The 16,810-nt window shown below is 48.9% G+C and carries 17 protein-coding genes; 13 read left to right on the forward strand and 4 right to left on the reverse strand.

The window, feature by feature from the left end:
- Positions 1-12: 12 nt before the first annotated feature.
- Positions 13-984: a cysteine synthase A gene (gene cysK / locus K3G25_RS03845; protein WP_020954278.1), complete on the reverse strand. Its 972-nt coding sequence runs from the start codon at positions 982-984 to the stop codon at positions 13-15.
- 89 nt (positions 985-1,073) lie between these two features.
- Between cysK and thpR the strand changes: the two genes are divergently transcribed.
- The 4 genes from thpR (at position 1,074) to K3G25_RS03865 (ending at position 4,634) form a co-directional block, all read left to right on the forward strand.
- Positions 1,074-1,625 (forward strand): RNA 2',3'-cyclic phosphodiesterase, encoded by a 552-nt coding sequence (gene thpR / locus K3G25_RS03850; RefSeq protein ID WP_045208531.1) that lies wholly within the window; start codon positions 1,074-1,076, stop codon positions 1,623-1,625.
- A 26-nt stretch (positions 1,626-1,651) separates the two neighbouring features.
- On the forward strand, positions 1,652-2,584 hold the full coding sequence (locus tag K3G25_RS03855; RefSeq protein ID WP_095272654.1) for a hypothetical protein: 933 nt from the start codon (positions 1,652-1,654) through the stop codon (positions 2,582-2,584).
- Positions 2,585-2,636: 52 nt separating this feature from the next.
- Complete coding sequence (locus tag K3G25_RS03860; RefSeq protein WP_138092787.1) at positions 2,637-3,566, forward strand: YegS/Rv2252/BmrU family lipid kinase; 930 nt, start codon at positions 2,637-2,639, stop codon at positions 3,564-3,566.
- A gap of 270 nt (positions 3,567-3,836) precedes the next feature.
- Entirely contained in the window at positions 3,837-4,634 is a 798-nt protein-coding gene (locus K3G25_RS03865; protein ID WP_003152355.1) for a phosphotransferase family protein, read from the forward strand.
- Here the strand turns inward: K3G25_RS03865 and K3G25_RS03870 are convergent, their stop codons facing one another.
- Complete coding sequence (locus tag K3G25_RS03870) at positions 4,635-4,913, reverse strand: YtzH-like family protein (RefSeq protein ID WP_003152357.1); 279 nt, start codon at positions 4,911-4,913, stop codon at positions 4,635-4,637.
- 185 nt (positions 4,914-5,098) lie between these two features.
- On the opposite strand from K3G25_RS03870, the gene trmB reads away from it, so the two are divergent.
- The 3 genes from trmB to K3G25_RS03885 all read left to right on the forward strand — a co-directional run bounded on the left by trmB (position 5,099) and on the right by K3G25_RS03885 (position 8,432).
- A complete protein-coding gene (gene trmB, locus K3G25_RS03875; RefSeq protein ID WP_103526692.1) occupies positions 5,099-5,752 on the forward strand; it encodes a tRNA (guanosine(46)-N7)-methyltransferase TrmB in 654 nt (217 codons plus the stop codon).
- A 58-nt stretch (positions 5,753-5,810) separates the two neighbouring features.
- Complete coding sequence (locus K3G25_RS03880) at positions 5,811-6,656, forward strand: YtnP family quorum-quenching lactonase (protein WP_021494470.1); 846 nt, start codon at positions 5,811-5,813, stop codon at positions 6,654-6,656.
- Between the two features lie 78 nt (positions 6,657-6,734).
- Complete coding sequence (locus K3G25_RS03885) at positions 6,735-8,432, forward strand: NAD-dependent malic enzyme (RefSeq protein WP_007408782.1); 1,698 nt, start codon at positions 6,735-6,737, stop codon at positions 8,430-8,432.
- Positions 8,433-8,487: 55 nt separating this feature from the next.
- Here K3G25_RS03885 and K3G25_RS03890 read toward each other — a convergent pair whose 3' ends face one another.
- Positions 8,488-8,805: a PepSY domain-containing protein gene (locus K3G25_RS03890; RefSeq protein ID WP_003152366.1), complete on the reverse strand. Its 318-nt coding sequence runs from the start codon at positions 8,803-8,805 to the stop codon at positions 8,488-8,490.
- A 158-nt stretch (positions 8,806-8,963) separates the two neighbouring features.
- Here K3G25_RS03890 and K3G25_RS03895 point away from each other — a divergent pair, with 158 nt between their 5' ends.
- Entirely contained in the window at positions 8,964-10,037 is a 1,074-nt protein-coding gene (locus tag K3G25_RS03895) for a M42 family metallopeptidase (protein WP_014418662.1), read from the forward strand.
- Positions 10,038-10,070: 33 nt separating this feature from the next.
- Here K3G25_RS03895 and K3G25_RS03900 read toward each other — a convergent pair whose 3' ends face one another.
- Positions 10,071-10,517 carry a YtoQ family protein gene (locus K3G25_RS03900; protein ID WP_014418659.1) on the reverse strand — a complete coding sequence of 149 codons (447 nt, stop codon included), beginning with the start codon at positions 10,515-10,517 and terminating at the stop codon, positions 10,071-10,073.
- Between the two features lie 197 nt (positions 10,518-10,714).
- Here K3G25_RS03900 and K3G25_RS03905 point away from each other — a divergent pair, with 197 nt between their 5' ends.
- From K3G25_RS03905 to murC, 5 genes are all read left to right on the forward strand, one after another.
- Positions 10,715-11,038: a thioredoxin family protein gene (locus K3G25_RS03905; RefSeq protein WP_014418658.1), complete on the forward strand. Its 324-nt coding sequence runs from the start codon at positions 10,715-10,717 to the stop codon at positions 11,036-11,038.
- Between the two features lie 15 nt (positions 11,039-11,053).
- Positions 11,054-11,863 (forward strand): DUF1444 domain-containing protein, encoded by an 810-nt coding sequence (locus K3G25_RS03910; protein WP_012118213.1) that lies wholly within the window; start codon positions 11,054-11,056, stop codon positions 11,861-11,863.
- Between the two features lie 14 nt (positions 11,864-11,877).
- Positions 11,878-12,483, forward strand: a complete 606-nt coding sequence (gene ytpR / locus K3G25_RS03915) for a YtpR family tRNA-binding protein (protein WP_022552814.1) — start codon at positions 11,878-11,880, stop codon at positions 12,481-12,483.
- Positions 12,484-12,650: 167 nt separating this feature from the next.
- A complete protein-coding gene (locus K3G25_RS03920) occupies positions 12,651-15,254 on the forward strand; it encodes a DNA translocase FtsK (RefSeq protein ID WP_109567133.1) in 2,604 nt (867 codons plus the stop codon).
- A gap of 240 nt (positions 15,255-15,494) precedes the next feature.
- Complete coding sequence (gene murC, locus K3G25_RS03925; protein ID WP_061862490.1) at positions 15,495-16,793, forward strand: UDP-N-acetylmuramate--L-alanine ligase; 1,299 nt, start codon at positions 15,495-15,497, stop codon at positions 16,791-16,793.
- The last annotated feature ends 17 nt before the right edge of the window (positions 16,794-16,810 follow it).

The raw sequence follows: 16,810 nt of genomic DNA on the forward strand, positions 1-16,810 counted from the left end.
CATCCCTTTTTATCATTCAAATGACCATAAATCCGTTGATAAATAACGTTCCCCCGTATCAGCCGTCATACAGATGACGATCTGTTCGGAAGGGAGGCGTTTTGCGGTTTCAATGGCGGCGAAGCAGGCGGCGCCTGAAGACGGGCCGACGAGTATACCTTCTTCCCGGGCCAGACGACGTGTTGTCGTATACGCATCTTCATCAGATATTTTCATGATTTCATCGTAAACGTCCTGATTCAGTATGCCGGGAATAAATCCGGGGCTTGTCCCGACAAGCTTATGAGCGCCGGGTTTTCCGCCAGACAGGACGGGGGAACCCGCCGGCTCGGCGACATGAACAATCATATCCGGGAAAAGCTCCTTCAGCGTTTCTCCGGTTCCGGTAATGGTTCCGCCCGTTCCCGCCGTTGCCACAAAAGCACCGAGCGGTCTGTTGAGCTGCTGAACGGCCTGATAGATTTCAATGGCGGTCGTTTTTCGGTGGGCATCTGGATTTGCGCCGTTATCGAATTGCATCGGGATAAAACTTCCCGGAATCTGTTCGGCGAGTTCTTTCGCTTTTTTGATGCTGCCGGGCATTCTTTCCGCCCCCGGTGTTAACACAACCTCCGCGCCGTACGCTTTCAGGAGGTTGATGCGTTCTTTCGTCATCGTGTCAGGCATGACGAGGATTGCCTTGTAGCCGCGCGCCGCCGCGTTCATCGCCAGGCCGATGCCCGTGTTGCCGCTTGTCGGTTCGATGATGACAGAGCCAGGTTTTAAATGCCCGCTGTTTTCCGCTTCAATGATCATATTGTAAGCCGCTCTGTCTTTGACACTGCCGCTCGGGTTAAACGATTCTAATTTTAAATAGACCTGTGCTGCATGTTCTGGCTGAAGGCGATTGAGCTTTACGATCGGTGTGCCGCCGATCAGCTCCGCCGTGCTGTTTACGATTTTCAAGGCCGGCTCATTCCTTTCTGTATAAAACGTTCGGTACATAATATCCTATCATAATGAGCGGACAGGGTTCTCCTCTCCGCTTATCCGTTTTATAATAACACCATAACCAAAGAGGGGGAGATCCTCGTATGAGAGCTTCATTGCCGCATTATTTTATCGGCATTCCGATTTCGGCTGACATTGCTGAACCGATTTGGGAAGCAGCCAAAAAGGAGCCGGCGTTATCATTCAAAAAATGGGTGCACCCGCATGACTATCATATTACACTCATTTTTCTCGGAGCCGCGGATGAAGAACGGCTTGCGAAATTATCGTCTCTGCTCGCAGATGCGGCGTCGGCAGCGCAGCCGTTTACCGTACAGTTTCAGCATCTGGATATTTTCGGCGACCGCAGACAGCCGAGAGTGCTTCACCTTGAGCCCGAACGGAATGAACTGCTCTTTGATTTGCGGGAAAAAACAAAACAGGCTGTTTTGAAAGCCGGTTTTCAAGTGGAAAAACGGCCGTATCACCCTCATATGACGATGGCGCGGAAGTGGGCGGGAGACCGGCCGTTTCCTGACGATGTGCCGTTTGAAAGCGGCAGGGTGCAAAGTGCCGTCAGCCGGTTTTCCCTGTTTCAGACCCATCTTGACCGGTCGCCTAAATACGAAGAAATCGCACAGTTTCAATTGACATAAACAAATATTCGGAGTGGAGAAATCACATGGCACAGATCATCAAAATTCACGACTGCATATCCAGATATGAACTTGATCCATATCATTATATGAACCAGTTTATCCGGCTGAAGAAAGAACGCTGGGAGGCGCTTCTTGAAGCGTTTGACCGGATGACGGAAGAAAAAGAAACGGAAACGGCTGCAGGCGGGGAAACAAATCAAGCGCCGGCCAGGAAAAAATTTTCTTTAAAAAAGAGAAAAGAAGAAAATACGGCCGATATAAATGAAAAGAGGCACCAATGGTTTGATGAGCCGGAGGGAGAAGAGGCGCTGTTCGGGAATCTTCCGTCTCAAAAATCTGAGCTCGCGCCTTTTTTCAAAGATCAGCTGTATGACTTTCAATTAAAATGGGCGAGCTCTACGCTTTCTCAAAAGTCTGAGCTTTCGCAGGCGGTCAAAAGGGACAGGATGTTAAAAATGCTGGCTCAAAAGCTGCCCGATTCCTATTTTGTGATGTATCATCCGGTTCTGCAAATTCAGCAGGCGTCCGTCGAACTGAGCATGATCATCATCTCGCCGCTGGAGATTTTCTGCGCCGCTTTTATGGAAGCGGAAGAGGACAGCGTATATATCGGTTCAAAACACCGTTTTTGGGAAGAAAGGGGCTCCGGCAGCACGCGTCAAGTATTGAATCCGTCTCTCAGCCTGCACCGGACGGGCTCGGTCGTTTCGCAAATCGTAAAAGAAAAGCAGGCCGACATTCCCGTGCGGAAGCTTTTGCTCAGCAGAACGTCTTATATTGATTATCCGGAGCCGCCGTACGGGCTGGAAATAGCTGATAAACGGACTGCCGCAGAGTGGCTGGAAAAGCAGCAGAAAAATACGGCGCCGATCAAGCACCACCAGCTGAAGGCGGCGAAGGCTCTTTTGTCTTACGGCTTGAGCGATTCAAGCCGGAGACAGGAATGGCTAGATTAAAACGGACGTTTGCCGGCTGTCTCTTCATCTATGAAGCAGGTGAAAACAAACGATGAGTCAATGGTTTTTTATTATTAATCCGGTCTCAGGAGGCGGGCGGGGCCGGCGTGTCTGGAAATCAGTTCAAAAAGAGCTGACCAGGCGCGGGGTCAGCCACCGCTCTTTTTTGACCGGGCATCCCGGACATGCGGAAGTGCTGGCGAGACAGATTTCAATGATGCAGGATCATAAGCTTAAGCGGCTCTTCGTCATCGGCGGTGACGGTACGATGCATGAAGTCATTAACGGACTGAAAGGAACGGATCAGATTGAGCTGACCTTTGTGCCTGCCGGTTCGTACAATGACTTTTCGAAAGGGCTCGGTATTAAGAAGTCGGCGCTCCTCCAAGAAATCAAAAGTCTGCACCGCCCGCTCACACGGAAATTTTTTGCGGGAAACATCAACTTTTTTCATGACAAAGCGCAATCACTTTATTTTATTAACCACCTGTCTGTCGGCTTCGATGCCTCAGTTTTGAAAGCGGCGGCGAATTTTCCGTTATCGCGCGTTCTTCGGTTTTTGCGTCTCGGCTTTGTGATTTACCCGCTCGCGCATTTACATACGGCCTCGGGGTTTCAGCCGTTCAGATTTGTTTGCACGGCAGACGGCCAGAGGCGTGAATTCCGCAATGTCTGGTTTGTCATTGCGGCTAATCACCCTTATTACGGAGGCGGCATGAAAGCGGCGCCTTCAGCAAATCCCCGTCAAAACCATTTTGATATTGTCATCGCAGAAAACCTGTCCTTTTTCTCGCTGTATCGTTTTTTATGGGCGATGAGCTTCGGCCGGCATATCAAAATGGACGGAGTGACGATGATAAAGGGGAAGGAATTCGTTTTTGAAACAGATGGGAAAATTCCGTTTCACGCTGACGGCGAGCTGATCGGAACGACCCCGTTTCGGCTTATGCCGGGCGGCGCGCCGTTGAAAATAAAAACATAATAAACAAATGAAACCCGTCACATGTTTCACGGCAAAGAGCGGTTCGCGGCATAAATCTTCAGAATTCACAGGTGTTCTTGCTAGTTTTGCTTGACGAAGTTTGTGCTGTAGCGCTAAAATTTATAGGACGGCTATTGATTAGCATATGAGACTCTCAATAGCTGTCTTTTTTATTCTCATGAAATTGTTTATGACAGGCCGCTCCGCCAATAGTGAAAGGCTGGAGGCCTATTCTAAAATATTTTAAGAAATGATGGGTTGAACATTGATATGAACTGGTTGGGACAATTACTAGGTAGCGATTGGGAGATCTTCCCCGCCGGAGGAGCTACAGGAGATGCATATTATGCGAAACATAACGGCCAACAGCTTTTTTTAAAACGTAATAGCTCGCCCTTTTTAGCCGTGTTATCCGCCGAAGGCATTGTTCCGAAGCTGGTTTGGACGAAACGGATGGAAAACGGGGACGTCATTACGGCTCAGCATTGGATGGCGGGCAGGGAGCTGAAGGCAAAGGATATGAGCGGACGCCCGGTGGCTGAGCTGCTCCGCAAAATCCACACATCAAAAGCTTTGCTCGACATGCTGAAAAGATTGGGAAAAGAACCGCTTGATCCGGGCGCCCTTTTGTCGCAGCTGAAGCAGGCCGTCTTTGCCGTGCGGCAATTTTCGCCGCTTATTCAGGAAGGCCTTGCTTATTTGGAAGCTCATGTGGATCAGGTGCAATTCGGTGAAAAAGTCGTTTGCCATTGTGATGTGAATCATAATAACTGGCTTCTGTCTGAAGACAACCAGCTGTATTTAATAGATTGGGACGGCGCCATGATAGCCGATCCGGCCATGGATCTCGGCCCTTTATTGTATCATTACGTCGAAGAGCCAGCGTGGGACAGCTGGCTTGGGATGTACGGCATGAAGCTCACGGAAGGGCTTCGGCTGCGGATGGCGTGGTACATGTTATCGGAGACCATCACCTTCATCGCCTGGCACAAATCAAAAGGAAACGACAAAGCGTATCATGATGCCATGGAAGAGCTTCATGCCCTGATGAAGCGGATTGTCAAGTAGTCAGGAGTACGAATCCATCTGCTCCACCCATTGGGACAAATGGTTTTGGTGCTCCTGAATATGCGTGTCGATGGAATCGGCCGTGATGCCGGACTGGCTGTAGCGGTAGACATCCTCGAGCACGTTTTTTATATTTGAATCAAGCCCGGTGTTGGCCATCAGTGATTTGATGACGCGCTCCAGCTGTTCATACTCGGCAACCGTGCCGCAGCAATCCAATTGGTGGTCGGCCAGTATGTCCTTTAATAACCGGACCTGATGTTCGCTTGTTAAGCCCATGATTCATATACACATCCTTTCTGTGTCATACATTGTGCAAAGCGGTGCGGTTTTATGCATCACATGAGTGTTCCGGACCGGGGAGCCTCTTTTTTTATGCAGCCGGCGCCTTTAAAAGGCGCTTGCGGCTCTTTATGTTTCATGGTATGTTGTTACTCGAAATTATAGATAGAGGTGTCAATCATATGAGAATGCGCCATAAACCTTGGGCGAATGATTTTCTGGCAGAAAACGCTGACATCGCCATCAGTGACCCGGCCCAGTATAAAGGGCGGTGGAACACGGTCTTTGGCAATGACAACCCGATCCATATTGAAGTCGGTACGGGAAAAGGGCAGTTCATTTCAGGAATGGCCAAGCAGAATCCGGATATCAACTATATCGGGATTGAGCTGTTTAAAAGCGTCATCGTCACTGCCGTCCAAAAAGTAAAGGACAGCGGGGCTCACAATGTCCGTTTGTTAAATATAGACGCGGAAACACTGAATGACGTATTTGAACGGGGAGAAATCAAGCGCGTATATTTAAACTTTTCTGACCCGTGGCCGAAAAACCGTCACGAAAAGCGCCGTTTAACATTTAAAACGTTCTTGAAAAAATACGAAGAAGTGATGGGCGAAACAGGTGAGATTCATTTTAAAACCGATAACCGCGGGTTATTCGAATACTCTCTGAAAAGCTTTTCCGAATACGGCCTGTTTCTGACGGAAGTCAGCCTTGATCTGCACAACAGCGATCCGAAGGGCAATATTATGACAGAATACGAAGAAAAATTCTCCGCGCTCGGCCAGCCGATTTACCGGGCCGAAGTTGAATGGAGAACAAAAGACAGACTCTGATGCGGGAGTCTGTTTTTTTATGCCGCCATTTGCTACCATTACATCAGGAGGGATAAAGATGGAGACATTGAATATTGGGAATATTTCATTAACATGGCTGGACGGCGGTGTAACGCATATGGATGGCGGAGCGATGTTCGGCGTTGTCCCGAAGCCTTTATGGTCGAGAAAATACCCCGTAAATGACAAAAACCAGATTGAATTAAGAACAGACCCGATTCTGATCAGAACAAACGGCCTGAATATATTGGTTGACGCGGGTATCGGCAGAGGGAAATTCTCTGATAAACAAAAAAGGAATTACGGCGTAACACAGGAATCCAATTTGAAACAATCTCTTCGTGAACTCGGGCTTTCCTGTGAGGACATTCATATTGCCGCGATGACCCATCTTCATTTTGACCATGCATGCGGCCTGACGGAGTACAGCGGAGAGGAGCTTGTCTCTGTTTTCCCGAATGCCCGCATTATCACTTCTGCGACAGAGTGGCGCGAAATGAGAAATCCTAATATCAGATCGAAAAATACATATTGGAGAGAAAATTGGGAGGCGGTACAAGATCAGGTCGAAACCTTTGAGAACGAGTATCAGCTGACAGAAGGCATTACGATGCACCACACCGGCGGCCACAGCGACGGCCACAGCGTTATCGTCTTAGAAGACGGAGGGGAGACGGCTGTGCATTTTGCCGACCTGATGCCGACGAATGCGCATAAAAATCCGTTATGGGTGCTGGCCTATGATGATTATCCAATGACCTCCATTCCGCAAAAGCAGAAATGGCAGACGTTCGCGGCAGAAAAAGACGCCTGGCTGATTTTCTATCACGACGCGATTTACAGAGCGGTAAAATGGGGCGAAGACGGCGAAGTGGCTGCATCTGTCAAACGGGAGAAAAAATAAGCGGATCGATGATTTACCTGTATGAATTTCGGGAATAAAAGCAAACCTAAGACAAATTGCTTTGAAAGGAAGAGACAGGTGAATCAATTTCAAGTGACGAAAGATGGAGAAATCAAAACAACTCTGCGCGGATTAGAAGTGCTTTCTACGCCTTTTTTAAATAAAGGGGTGGCCTTTACACAGGAGGAAAGAAAGGAACTCGGGCTCGAGGGATTTCTGCCGCCGAAAGTATTGACAATCGAAGAGCAGGCGAGGCGGGCCTACGAACAATTCAGTTCGCAGCCTGATGAGCTGAGCAAAAATGTCTACTTGACCGCTCTCCATGACCGGAATGAAACGTTATTTTACAGGCTGTTAAATGATCATTTAGGCGAAATGCTTCCGATCGTATATACGCCGACCGTCGGCACTGCGATCCAGCGTTACAGCCATGAGTACAGAAAACCCCGCGGTCTGTATTTGTCAATAGATGACCCTGAAGGAATGCGCGCCGCATTTCAGCAGTTCGGAAAAAATGAAAACATTGACTTAATCGTTGCCACAGATGCGGAGGGCATTCTGGGAATCGGTGACTGGGGCGTCGGCGGCATCGCCATTTCTGTCGGAAAACTCGCGGTGTATACGGCGGCGGCCGGAATTGATCCGTCACGAGTGCTTGCGGTCGTATTGGACGCGGGGACAAATCAGGAAAGCCTCTTAAATGACCCGCTTTACGTCGGAAACCAGCATTCAAGAGTACGCGGCGAGAAATATGACCGCTTTATTGATGAGTATGTCTCGCTTGCCCGGGAAACATTCCCGAATGCGCTGCTTCATTGGGAGGATTTCGGTACGGCTAACGCCCGCGGCATATTAAAACGGTATAAAGATAAAGTCTGTACGTTTAACGATGACATTCAAGGAACGGGCGCGGTATCGCTTGCAGCTGTTTTAGCGTGTGCGAAAGCATCAAAAGTGCCTTTAAAAGAGCATAAAGTCGTCGTCTTCGGCGCGGGAACGGCCGGTATCGGAATTGCTGAGCAGCTGCGCGAAGCCATGGTGCATGACGGATTAAGCGAAGAAGAATCCTACAGCCATTTTTGGTGTATCGACAGAAACGGATTGTTAACGGATGATATGAAGGACTTGCGTGATTTTCAGGTTCCGTACGCTCGCCCTGCTGATGAAGTGAAAGAGTACGGCCGCAGCGGTGAAGGCGGATCAATCGATCTGGCGGAGACGGTGCGTCAAGCCAAGCCGACGATTCTGATCGGCACATCCACCGTATCAGGCGCATTTACGGAAGAAATCGTCAAAGAAATGGCCTCGCATGTCAAACGGCCCGCTATTTTGCCGATGTCAAACCCGACGACATTATCAGAAGCAAAACCTGAAGATTTAATTAAATGGACGGAAGGCCGCGCGCTTGTCACTACGGGAAGTCCATTTCCGCCTGTTGCGTATAACGGCGTTACCTACCATATCGGACAGGCGAATAACGCGCTCGTATTCCCGGGACTCGGGCTCGGAACGATTGTGACGAAAGCAAGGCTCATTACGGACAATATGTTCGTTGCCTGCGCGAATGCCATCGCCGGTATGGTGGACGTCGGCAAGCCCGGTGCGCCGATGCTTCCGAAAGTGGAGGATCTCAGGACGGTATCGGCAACCGTGGCGGTAGCTGTAGCGAAAGCAGCCATTCAGGACGGTGTAGCGGAAACGGAACCCGAGGATCTGATCCAAGCGGTGCAGGACGCGATGTGGCACCCCGTATATAAACGAATTCGGCCGATGTAACCGAATAAAGCCCAAAACGCTGATGGTTTTGGGCTTTATTTTTTGCTTGTCCGAATTATGAGGCGACAGAATCAATGACATCGACAATCTGGCCTGTTTTTGCATTGACCATAACTTCATATTGCTCCAGTTCGCCGAATGCCGAACGTGTCACGCCGGTTTTGTATACCTGGATGGTTTCTCCGTTTACCTGGTAGGGCTCGGGCTCTGTGTAAATCCATGATCCGTCTATCGGCCCGCGCTGTTTAAAAGCCGCTTTCACGATACGGAGCGCTTTTTCTGAAGAGATATAAGGTTTCATCGCATACTTTTTCACTGCGATGGCAGCGCATAATCCGACTCCTGCACCTAAGAGAAAATGACGTAATTTCAATATGAAGCACCTCCAATTATGTCGTAGTTTTTATTATACAGAAGATGCCAGACGGTGTTAAGTAAAGCGGCGGTTTTCCAGCCCATTCAATCTGAGCGCTTGGAAAACGGTTGTTTTTCTAATAAAATAAAAGCATTACATAGAAATGAGGGGAAAATATGAATGAGGAAACGAAAACGCTTTTCCGGACGCTGACGCAGCTTCCCGGCGCACCGGGAAATGAACATCAGGTCCGCTCCTTTATGAAACGGGAGCTTGCGAAATATGCGGATGACATCGTGCAGGACAGACTCGGAAGTGTTTTCGGAGTAAGGCGCGGCGCTGAAGATGCGCCGACCGTTATGGTAGCCGGCCATATGGATGAAGTCGGGTTTATGGTAACGCAGATTACGGATAACGGCATGCTGAGATTTCAGACGCTAGGCGGCTGGTGGAGCCAGGTGCTGCTTGCCCAGCGCGTCGAGGTGCAGACGGATAACGGACCGATTATCGGCGTCATCTCAAGCATCCCGCCCCACATTTTAACAGATGCCCAGCGCGCAAAGCCGATGGAGATCAAAAATATGATGATTGATATCGGTGCCGATGACAGAGAGGACGCGGTCAAAATGGGGATCAGACCGGGACAGCAGGTCGTGCCGGTCTGCCCGTTCACCCCGATGGCCAACGAGAAGAAAATATTGTCCAAAGCGTGGGATAACCGCTACGGCTGCGGGTTAAGCATTGAATTATTAAAAGAGCTGCAAGGAAAAGACCTGCCGAACAATCTGTACGCCGGGGCCACCGTACAGGAGGAAGTCGGCTTGAGAGGGGCGCAGACAGCGGCCAATATGATTCAGCCTGATCTCTTCTTCGCGCTTGATGCCAGCCCGGCAAATGATATGAGCGGCGATAAGGAGCTGTTCGGCCGTCTCGGCGAGGGGGTGCTGCTCCGCATTCTCGACAGAACGACGGTCATGCACCGCGGGATGAGAGAGTTCGTCCTTGATATGGCGGAAACGCACAATATCCCTTATCAATATTTCGCTTCAGGCGGGGGAACGGATGCCGGACGGGTCCACATATCAAACAGCGGGGTTCCGTCTGCCGTCATCGGTATTTGTTCAAGATACATTCATACAAATGCCGCTATCATCCATGTCGATGATTATGCCGCGGCGAAAGAAATGCTCATTAAGCTGGTCATGGCGAGTGACAAACAGACGGTCGAAACGATCAGAGAAAATGTGTAAAAAAATAAGCAGGACCGCATAAAGGCGGCCTGCTTATTCTGTTTCAAATAAATAAGAGAGTGCTTTCATCGCTTGATTGACGGTTTCGACCGTGATATTGGCTTTTCCGGAAAGCTCTTTCAGCGGATGATGAAGTTCTTTCGGACGGATGAGAATGAGCGGCTTTCCTTTTGCGATGGCATAAGAAGCATCCATCGCGGTATTCCACTGTTTATATTTCTCGCCAAACAGGGCGATCACAAAATCGGCTTTTTCCATCAGCACCTCTGTACGGAAATTGTTGATATCGGAAGCTCTGGCGTCTTTTAAAACAGAATCGGGCTGCACGCCCATAATCTCTTCTCCGATATTGTCTGAGCGTTCATGGTTTTCCATCGGGCCGACAAACGTAATCGGCAGGTCCAGCGCTGTTGCTTTTTGTTTGATTTCATCCCGCCAATCACTGTGGATTTCACCCGCTAAATACACGACAAACTGCATCTTTTGCCCCTCCTTATGTACATATTCAGATTTTCGTACGGCTACAAGCAAAATGGTAAACGAAACTTGCTTGATAATGCAAATGAAATATGATAATGATATTGCATATAGTTGGTCTTGCCGTAAACAGTCTGGTATGATCCAATTGGACAAACATCAGCATATAAAAAACTCATAATCCAGATGGAGGAATGACAATGAAAAAGATTGAAAGCACGGAAGAATTGCAAAAAGCGGTACAAGACGATTGGGCGGTATTTATGTTTTCAGCGGATTGGTGCCCGGACTGCCGCTTTGTGGAGCCGTTTCTCCCTGAGCTGGAAGCGGACTTTCCTGAATTCACTTATTACTACGTAGACCGCGATCAATTTATTGATACATGCGCGGAATGGGAAATTTACGGCATTCCGAGCTTTATTGTGTTTAACGGAGGAAAAGAAGTGAACCGCTTCGTCAGCAAAGACCGTAAAACAAAAGAAGAAATTGAGCAATTTTTAACCGATTCCCTTGCTAAAGCATAAAGGAGGCCACGGGCTTTGAAAATGACGTCAAGGAAGCTGGCGGATTTATTAAAACAGCGCCTGCAGCACGAGAACCGATCCTTCTTTTTTGACAGAGAAAAAGACACCCTCCGTGTTGAGGATCAAACGACCAAAAAAGGCATCACATTGGAACTCCCGCCGATCATTGCGAAGTGGGAGACGAAAAAAGAAGAAGCGATCGACGAAATCGTCTACTATGTGTCAGAAGCTATGGAGGCGATGGAAGGCAGCGGACAGGAGATGTCCGGAAAGGAAGCCGGAATCTATCCGGTCATCCGCTCCACATCATTTCCCGATCAAACGAGCGACGGCATTCCGCTCGTGTATGATGACCATACGGCCGAAACGAGAATCTACTACGCGCTTGACCTCGGTAAGACGTACCGCTTAATTGACAGCCGTATGCTCGAGAAAGAAAACTGGACAAAAGAACGGATCAGGGAGACGGCGTCATTTAATCTCCGCTCTCTTCCTTCGGTTGTGAAACAGGATACGGTTGCGGACAATTATTTTTATTTTTTCAGGGCGAATGACGGCTATGACGCCAGCCGGATTCTCAATGATTCGATTCTTCATGAATACAAGCAGGCCGCTGAAGGCGAATTGGCGATTTCCGTCCCGCATCAAGATGTATTAATACTTGCTGACATTCGAAATGAATCGGGTTATGATATTTTAGGGCAAATGTCCATGAGCTTCTTTGCAAGCGGCACGGTGCCGATTACGGCCCTTTCATTTCTGTATAATGAAGGCAGACTGGAACCTGTGTTTATCATGGCGAAAAGCCGGCCGAAAAAGGATTAGAAAGGATTTTTCTTATGAACGCTTTTTACAATAAAGAAGGTGTGGGAGATACGCTTCTGATCTCTCTTAAAGATGCGGCACGCGAAGAAATCGCCTATGAAAGAGAAGGCGATGTCATCAGAATTTTTAACAAAGAAACAAAAGAAACGACGGGCTTTAACATTTTTAATGTGTCTTCTTACTTACAGATTGAGGACAATGGCCCCGTCGCTTTGTCTGAGACATTCGTTCAGGATGTGAATGAAATACTGAACAGAAACGGCGTTTCAGAAACGCTGACGGTTGACCTTTCTCCGAAATTTGTTGTCGGTCACGTTGAATCGAAAGAAAAACATCCGAATGCGGATAAACTGAATATCTGCCAAGTGAATGTGGGAGAGGAAACCCTTCAAATCGTTTGCGGCGCGCCGAACGTGGACAAAGGGCAAAAAGTCGTCGTCGCTAAAGTCGGCGCGGTAATGCCGAGCGGACTTGTGATTAAAGACGCTGAATTAAGAGGCGTTCCGTCAAGCGGCATGATCTGCTCCGCGAAAGAACTCGCTTTGCCGGATGCGCCGGCGGAAAAAGGGATTCTTGTTCTTGAAGACAGCCGCGAGGCCGGCGAAGCATTTCAATTCTAACTCCCATAAATAAGCGCACAGAATCGAATGATGTGAGAGAAAGCCGTTAAGCAGGCCTGCTTAACGGCTTTCTTCAGTTAGAAGCTTAATCTTTTCTGAGCCGCCCGGCAATGGTATACTAAATATCGTCCCAGACTACTAAAAAGGGAGTTAGAGAGTGATTAAACATGAGTTGGCTGAATAAATTTTTTGACTTATTTTTAGGTGAAAAAGAAGAAGAGCATGAACGTGAACCGAACACGCATGCCCAAATCCCGAAACAGCAGATACCGGATCAGCCAGAAGGCAAATTAACGCGCATGGAAGATCCTAAAATATATTACGAATATCCGAAAGGGAATTTCCGCTTCCCCGTCGTTCCGGACGGCTATAAGCGAACGGAGCAAAACCAAAGACAGCGGGAAAGGCACGAACGCCGCCAGCCGTCCCGGGGTTATGCCGCCGGGCAGGAGCAAACCGAGCGGAAACAGCATACACATAAAGAGCCTGATACGGTGAAAAAGCCCTTTAAACCGTCATCGATTCCTTCACCGGTTTACGGCTTTCAATCTCAGCACAGCATAAAAAAAGCGCCTATTTCCGAAAAGCGGCGTGAAGAGAACGTAACATTGCTGTCAGAGGAGCAATTTGTTCCGCCAAAAGCCGGTCAGGAAACGGAAAAAGAGCCCGTCTTCACAACATCCGGCATAACAAAACAGACGAATGACCGGCCAGAACCGTTTGCGAAACAAGAAACGGAAGAAATCCAAGCTGCTAAAAAAGAGGAGCTTCACACCGAGGGTGAGAATGCAAAAGAGCAAGTGTTTGCAGCAGCAGAACCGCAGCAGACTGAAGAGCGGGAGCACACGGAAAGCGCGGAGTCTGCCGGCTTTACAGAAGAACAAGAGCATGAACAAACCCGCCCGCAGCCTATAATAGAGTCTGAGTATGAAGCATCCCGAACGGCTGAAAACACAGAGGAACAAGCGGCGCCGCAGGAGGAATATCAGGAGCATGAGCCGGAAAAAGCACCGCCTTTTGAAACCGCAGAAGAACCGGTGTATACATACACAGAACCCGGATACGATGAGGAAGTTCAGCCGCAGTCTGAAGACAAGCCCGAATCAGGTGAAACCGACGCGAAACAGGAAGCAGATGCTCAGCCTGAGTACAATGAAGCCGAGCGGCATTCAGATTCCGAGCCTGAACCTGCAAGCATCGAGACGGCCGATGCCCCGTCCCGGCCTGCCGAAGAAAAAACGGAGCATCCCGGACAGCCTCAGACTGTGAAAAAAGCGGAGCGGCCGAAAGAGCGCAATGTTCCGTTTAACGTCATGATGCTTAAAAGCGATAAACACAAGCAGACGAAGACGCCAGAGGGCGGAGCGAGCTATGTCTTTCCGAATCTGTCGCTTCTGGACGTACCGCCGGCGCAAAGACATGACGACCAATCGTGGATTGAAGAACAGCGCGAGCTTTTAAACGTTACGCTGAAAAACTTTAATGTGCGCGCCCAAGTCGTTCATGTCACACAAGGCCCGTCCGTCACACGTTTTGAAGTGCATCCTGAGCCCGGAGTGAAAGTGAACAAAATTACTAACTTAGCAGATGATATTAAACTGAGCCTGTCTGCCAAGGATATTCGGATTGAGGCGCCGATCCCCGGTAAAAACACGATCGGCATTGAAGTTCCGAACCGCGTAAGCAAAGTCGTCGATTTAAGGCAGATGATCAGAAGCGCCGCTTTCAGGACGAATCCGTCTCCGCTTACAGCCGCGCTCGGTGTCGATATTTCCGGAAACCCGGTCGTCATTGATTTGAAAAAGATGCCGCACGGGTTGATAGCGGGTGCGACAGGATCGGGAAAAAGCGTCTGCATCAATACCATTTTGGTCAGTCTGCTTTATAAGGCGGATCCGAGTGATGTCAAAATGCTTCTGATTGATCCGAAAATGGTCGAGCTTGCGCCTTATAACCAAATTCCGCATTTGGTCAGCCCCGTAATCACGGACGCCAAAGCCGCGACCGCCGCGTTAAAATGGGTTGTGGAAGAGATGGAACGGCGATATGAACTGTTTGCCCATTCGGGTGTGAGAGATATCGGCCGCTTTAATGAATTAACCGCCGATCATAAGACAGGCGAAAAGCTCCCGTACCTCGTAGTGGTTATTGATGAGCTTGCCGATTTAATGATGGTCGCGCCGAACGATGTGGAAGAAAGCATTGCCAGAATCGCGCAGAAAGCGAGAGCCTGCGGCATTCATCTGCTTGTCGCGACACAGCGTCCGTCTGTCGATGTCATTACAGGAATGATCAAGGCAAACATACCGACGAGGATTGCATTCTCCGTCTCAAGCCAGGTAGATTCCAGAACGATCATCGACATGGCGGGAGCGGAAAAGCTGCTCGGAAAGGGCGACATGCTGTACTGGGAAAACGGTACCGGAAAACCGGTGCGCCTGCAGGGCAACTTTGTATCCGACAGAGAGATTGACCGCGTCGTCTCTCATGTCAGAAAGCAGCTGCCGCCTTCTTATTTGTTTGAACAGGAAGAACTGATCAGGCAGGGAACCGCCCTCAAGGAAGAAGACGAACTGTTTCCTGAGGCGTGCCAATTCGTCGTGGAGCAAAACAGCGCCAGCACCTCAAGCCTTCAAAGAAGGTTCAGAATCGGTTATAACCGCGCCGCGAGGCTGATTGACATGATGGAAGCCGAAGGCATGATCTCAGAAGCGAAGGGCAGCAAACCCCGTGAAGTGCTGATTACGGCCGCTGACATTGCTCAAGAATAAGAATATCGTTCATTTTTCTCACAAACATGGTATGATAGTGGATGGACCATCAAAACTGCATCACTGTCACGCGCTGAAATATCATGCGGCAGGTTTAATCAAAAAGAAAGTTACAGATACTGACGATAACGTAAAAATAAATGGAAGCGCCGCTGTGCGGGCTTTTCGCCCGCGGCGGTCGCAAAATGAAATGAGCGTCATATACTGGGGAACAGATAGACGTTTGTTGGAGGTACGATTATGACTGTTTATCATTTTGTTGGAATAAAAGGGACAGGTATGAGCCCGCTTGCTCAAATCCTGCATGATACAGGGTATCAGGTGCAGGGATCGGATATCGAGAAGCAGATTTTCACTCAGGCTGCCCTTGAAAAAAGAAATATCCCGATCTATCCGTTCAGCACCGATAACATCAAACCCGGCTTAACGGTAATCGCCGGAAACGCATTCCCTGATTCTCATCCGGAAATCGCAAAGGCGCTCGCTGAAGGGATTCCTGTCATCAGATATCATAAATTTTTAGCTGAATATATGAAAAAATATACAAGTGTCGCGGTAACGGGCGCACACGGCAAGACGTCCACAACGGGCCTCTTGGCACACGTGATGCAGCAGGCGAAGCCGACTTCGTTTCTTATCGGGGACGGAACGGGCAGAGGAAATGAAAGCAGCGAATACTTTGTATTTGAAGCCTGCGAGTACCGCCGTCATTTCTTAAGCTATCAGCCTGATTATGCGATTATGACGAATATTGATTTTGACCACCCTGATTATTTCGCCAACATTGACGATGTGTTTGATGCTTTCCAAAACATGGCGCTTCAAGTCAACAAAGGCATCATTGCCTGCGGTGATGACGAGTACCTGCCGAAAATTCACGCCAATGTGCCTGTCGTGTATTACGGCACGGGAGAAGAAAACGATTTTCAAGCGAGAAACATCGTAAAAAATACGGAAGGCACGACATTTGACGTCTTTGTCCGCAATACGTTTTACGATACGTTCTACATCCCGGCATACGGCCATCACAATGTCCTCAATTCCTTAGCGGTCATTGCGCTCTGCCACTATGAAGAGATAGACGTGAACATGATTAAGCTCGGACTTGAATCATTCGGCGGCGTCAAACGCAGATTCAATGAAAAAGTGATCGGCAGCCAGGTACTGATCGACGACTACGCCCACCATCCGACTGAAATCAAAGTCACGATTGAGGCGGCGCGCCAAAAATATCCCGAACGTGAAATCATCGCGGTATTTCAGCCGCATACGTTTACACGGACGCAATCATTCCTGGATGAATTCGCAGAAAGCTTAAGCGCGGCCGACCGCGTGTATCTGTGTGACATTTTCGGCTCTGCCCGCGAGAACGTCGGCAAGCTCACGATCACGGATCTTCAGGAAAAAATCGATAACGCAGAACTCATTGAAGAAAATGACACATCCGTGTTAAAAGCGCATGAAGGCGCAGTGCTGATCTTCATGGGCGCCGGAGACATTCAAAAATATATGAGAGCCTATGAAAACGTCATAGCGTAACGAAAAAGCAGTGGGGC

Source organism: Bacillus sp. FCW2, assembly GCF_021228595.1.
Classification (GTDB): Bacteria; Bacillota; Bacilli; order Bacillales; family Bacillaceae; genus Bacillus; species Bacillus velezensis.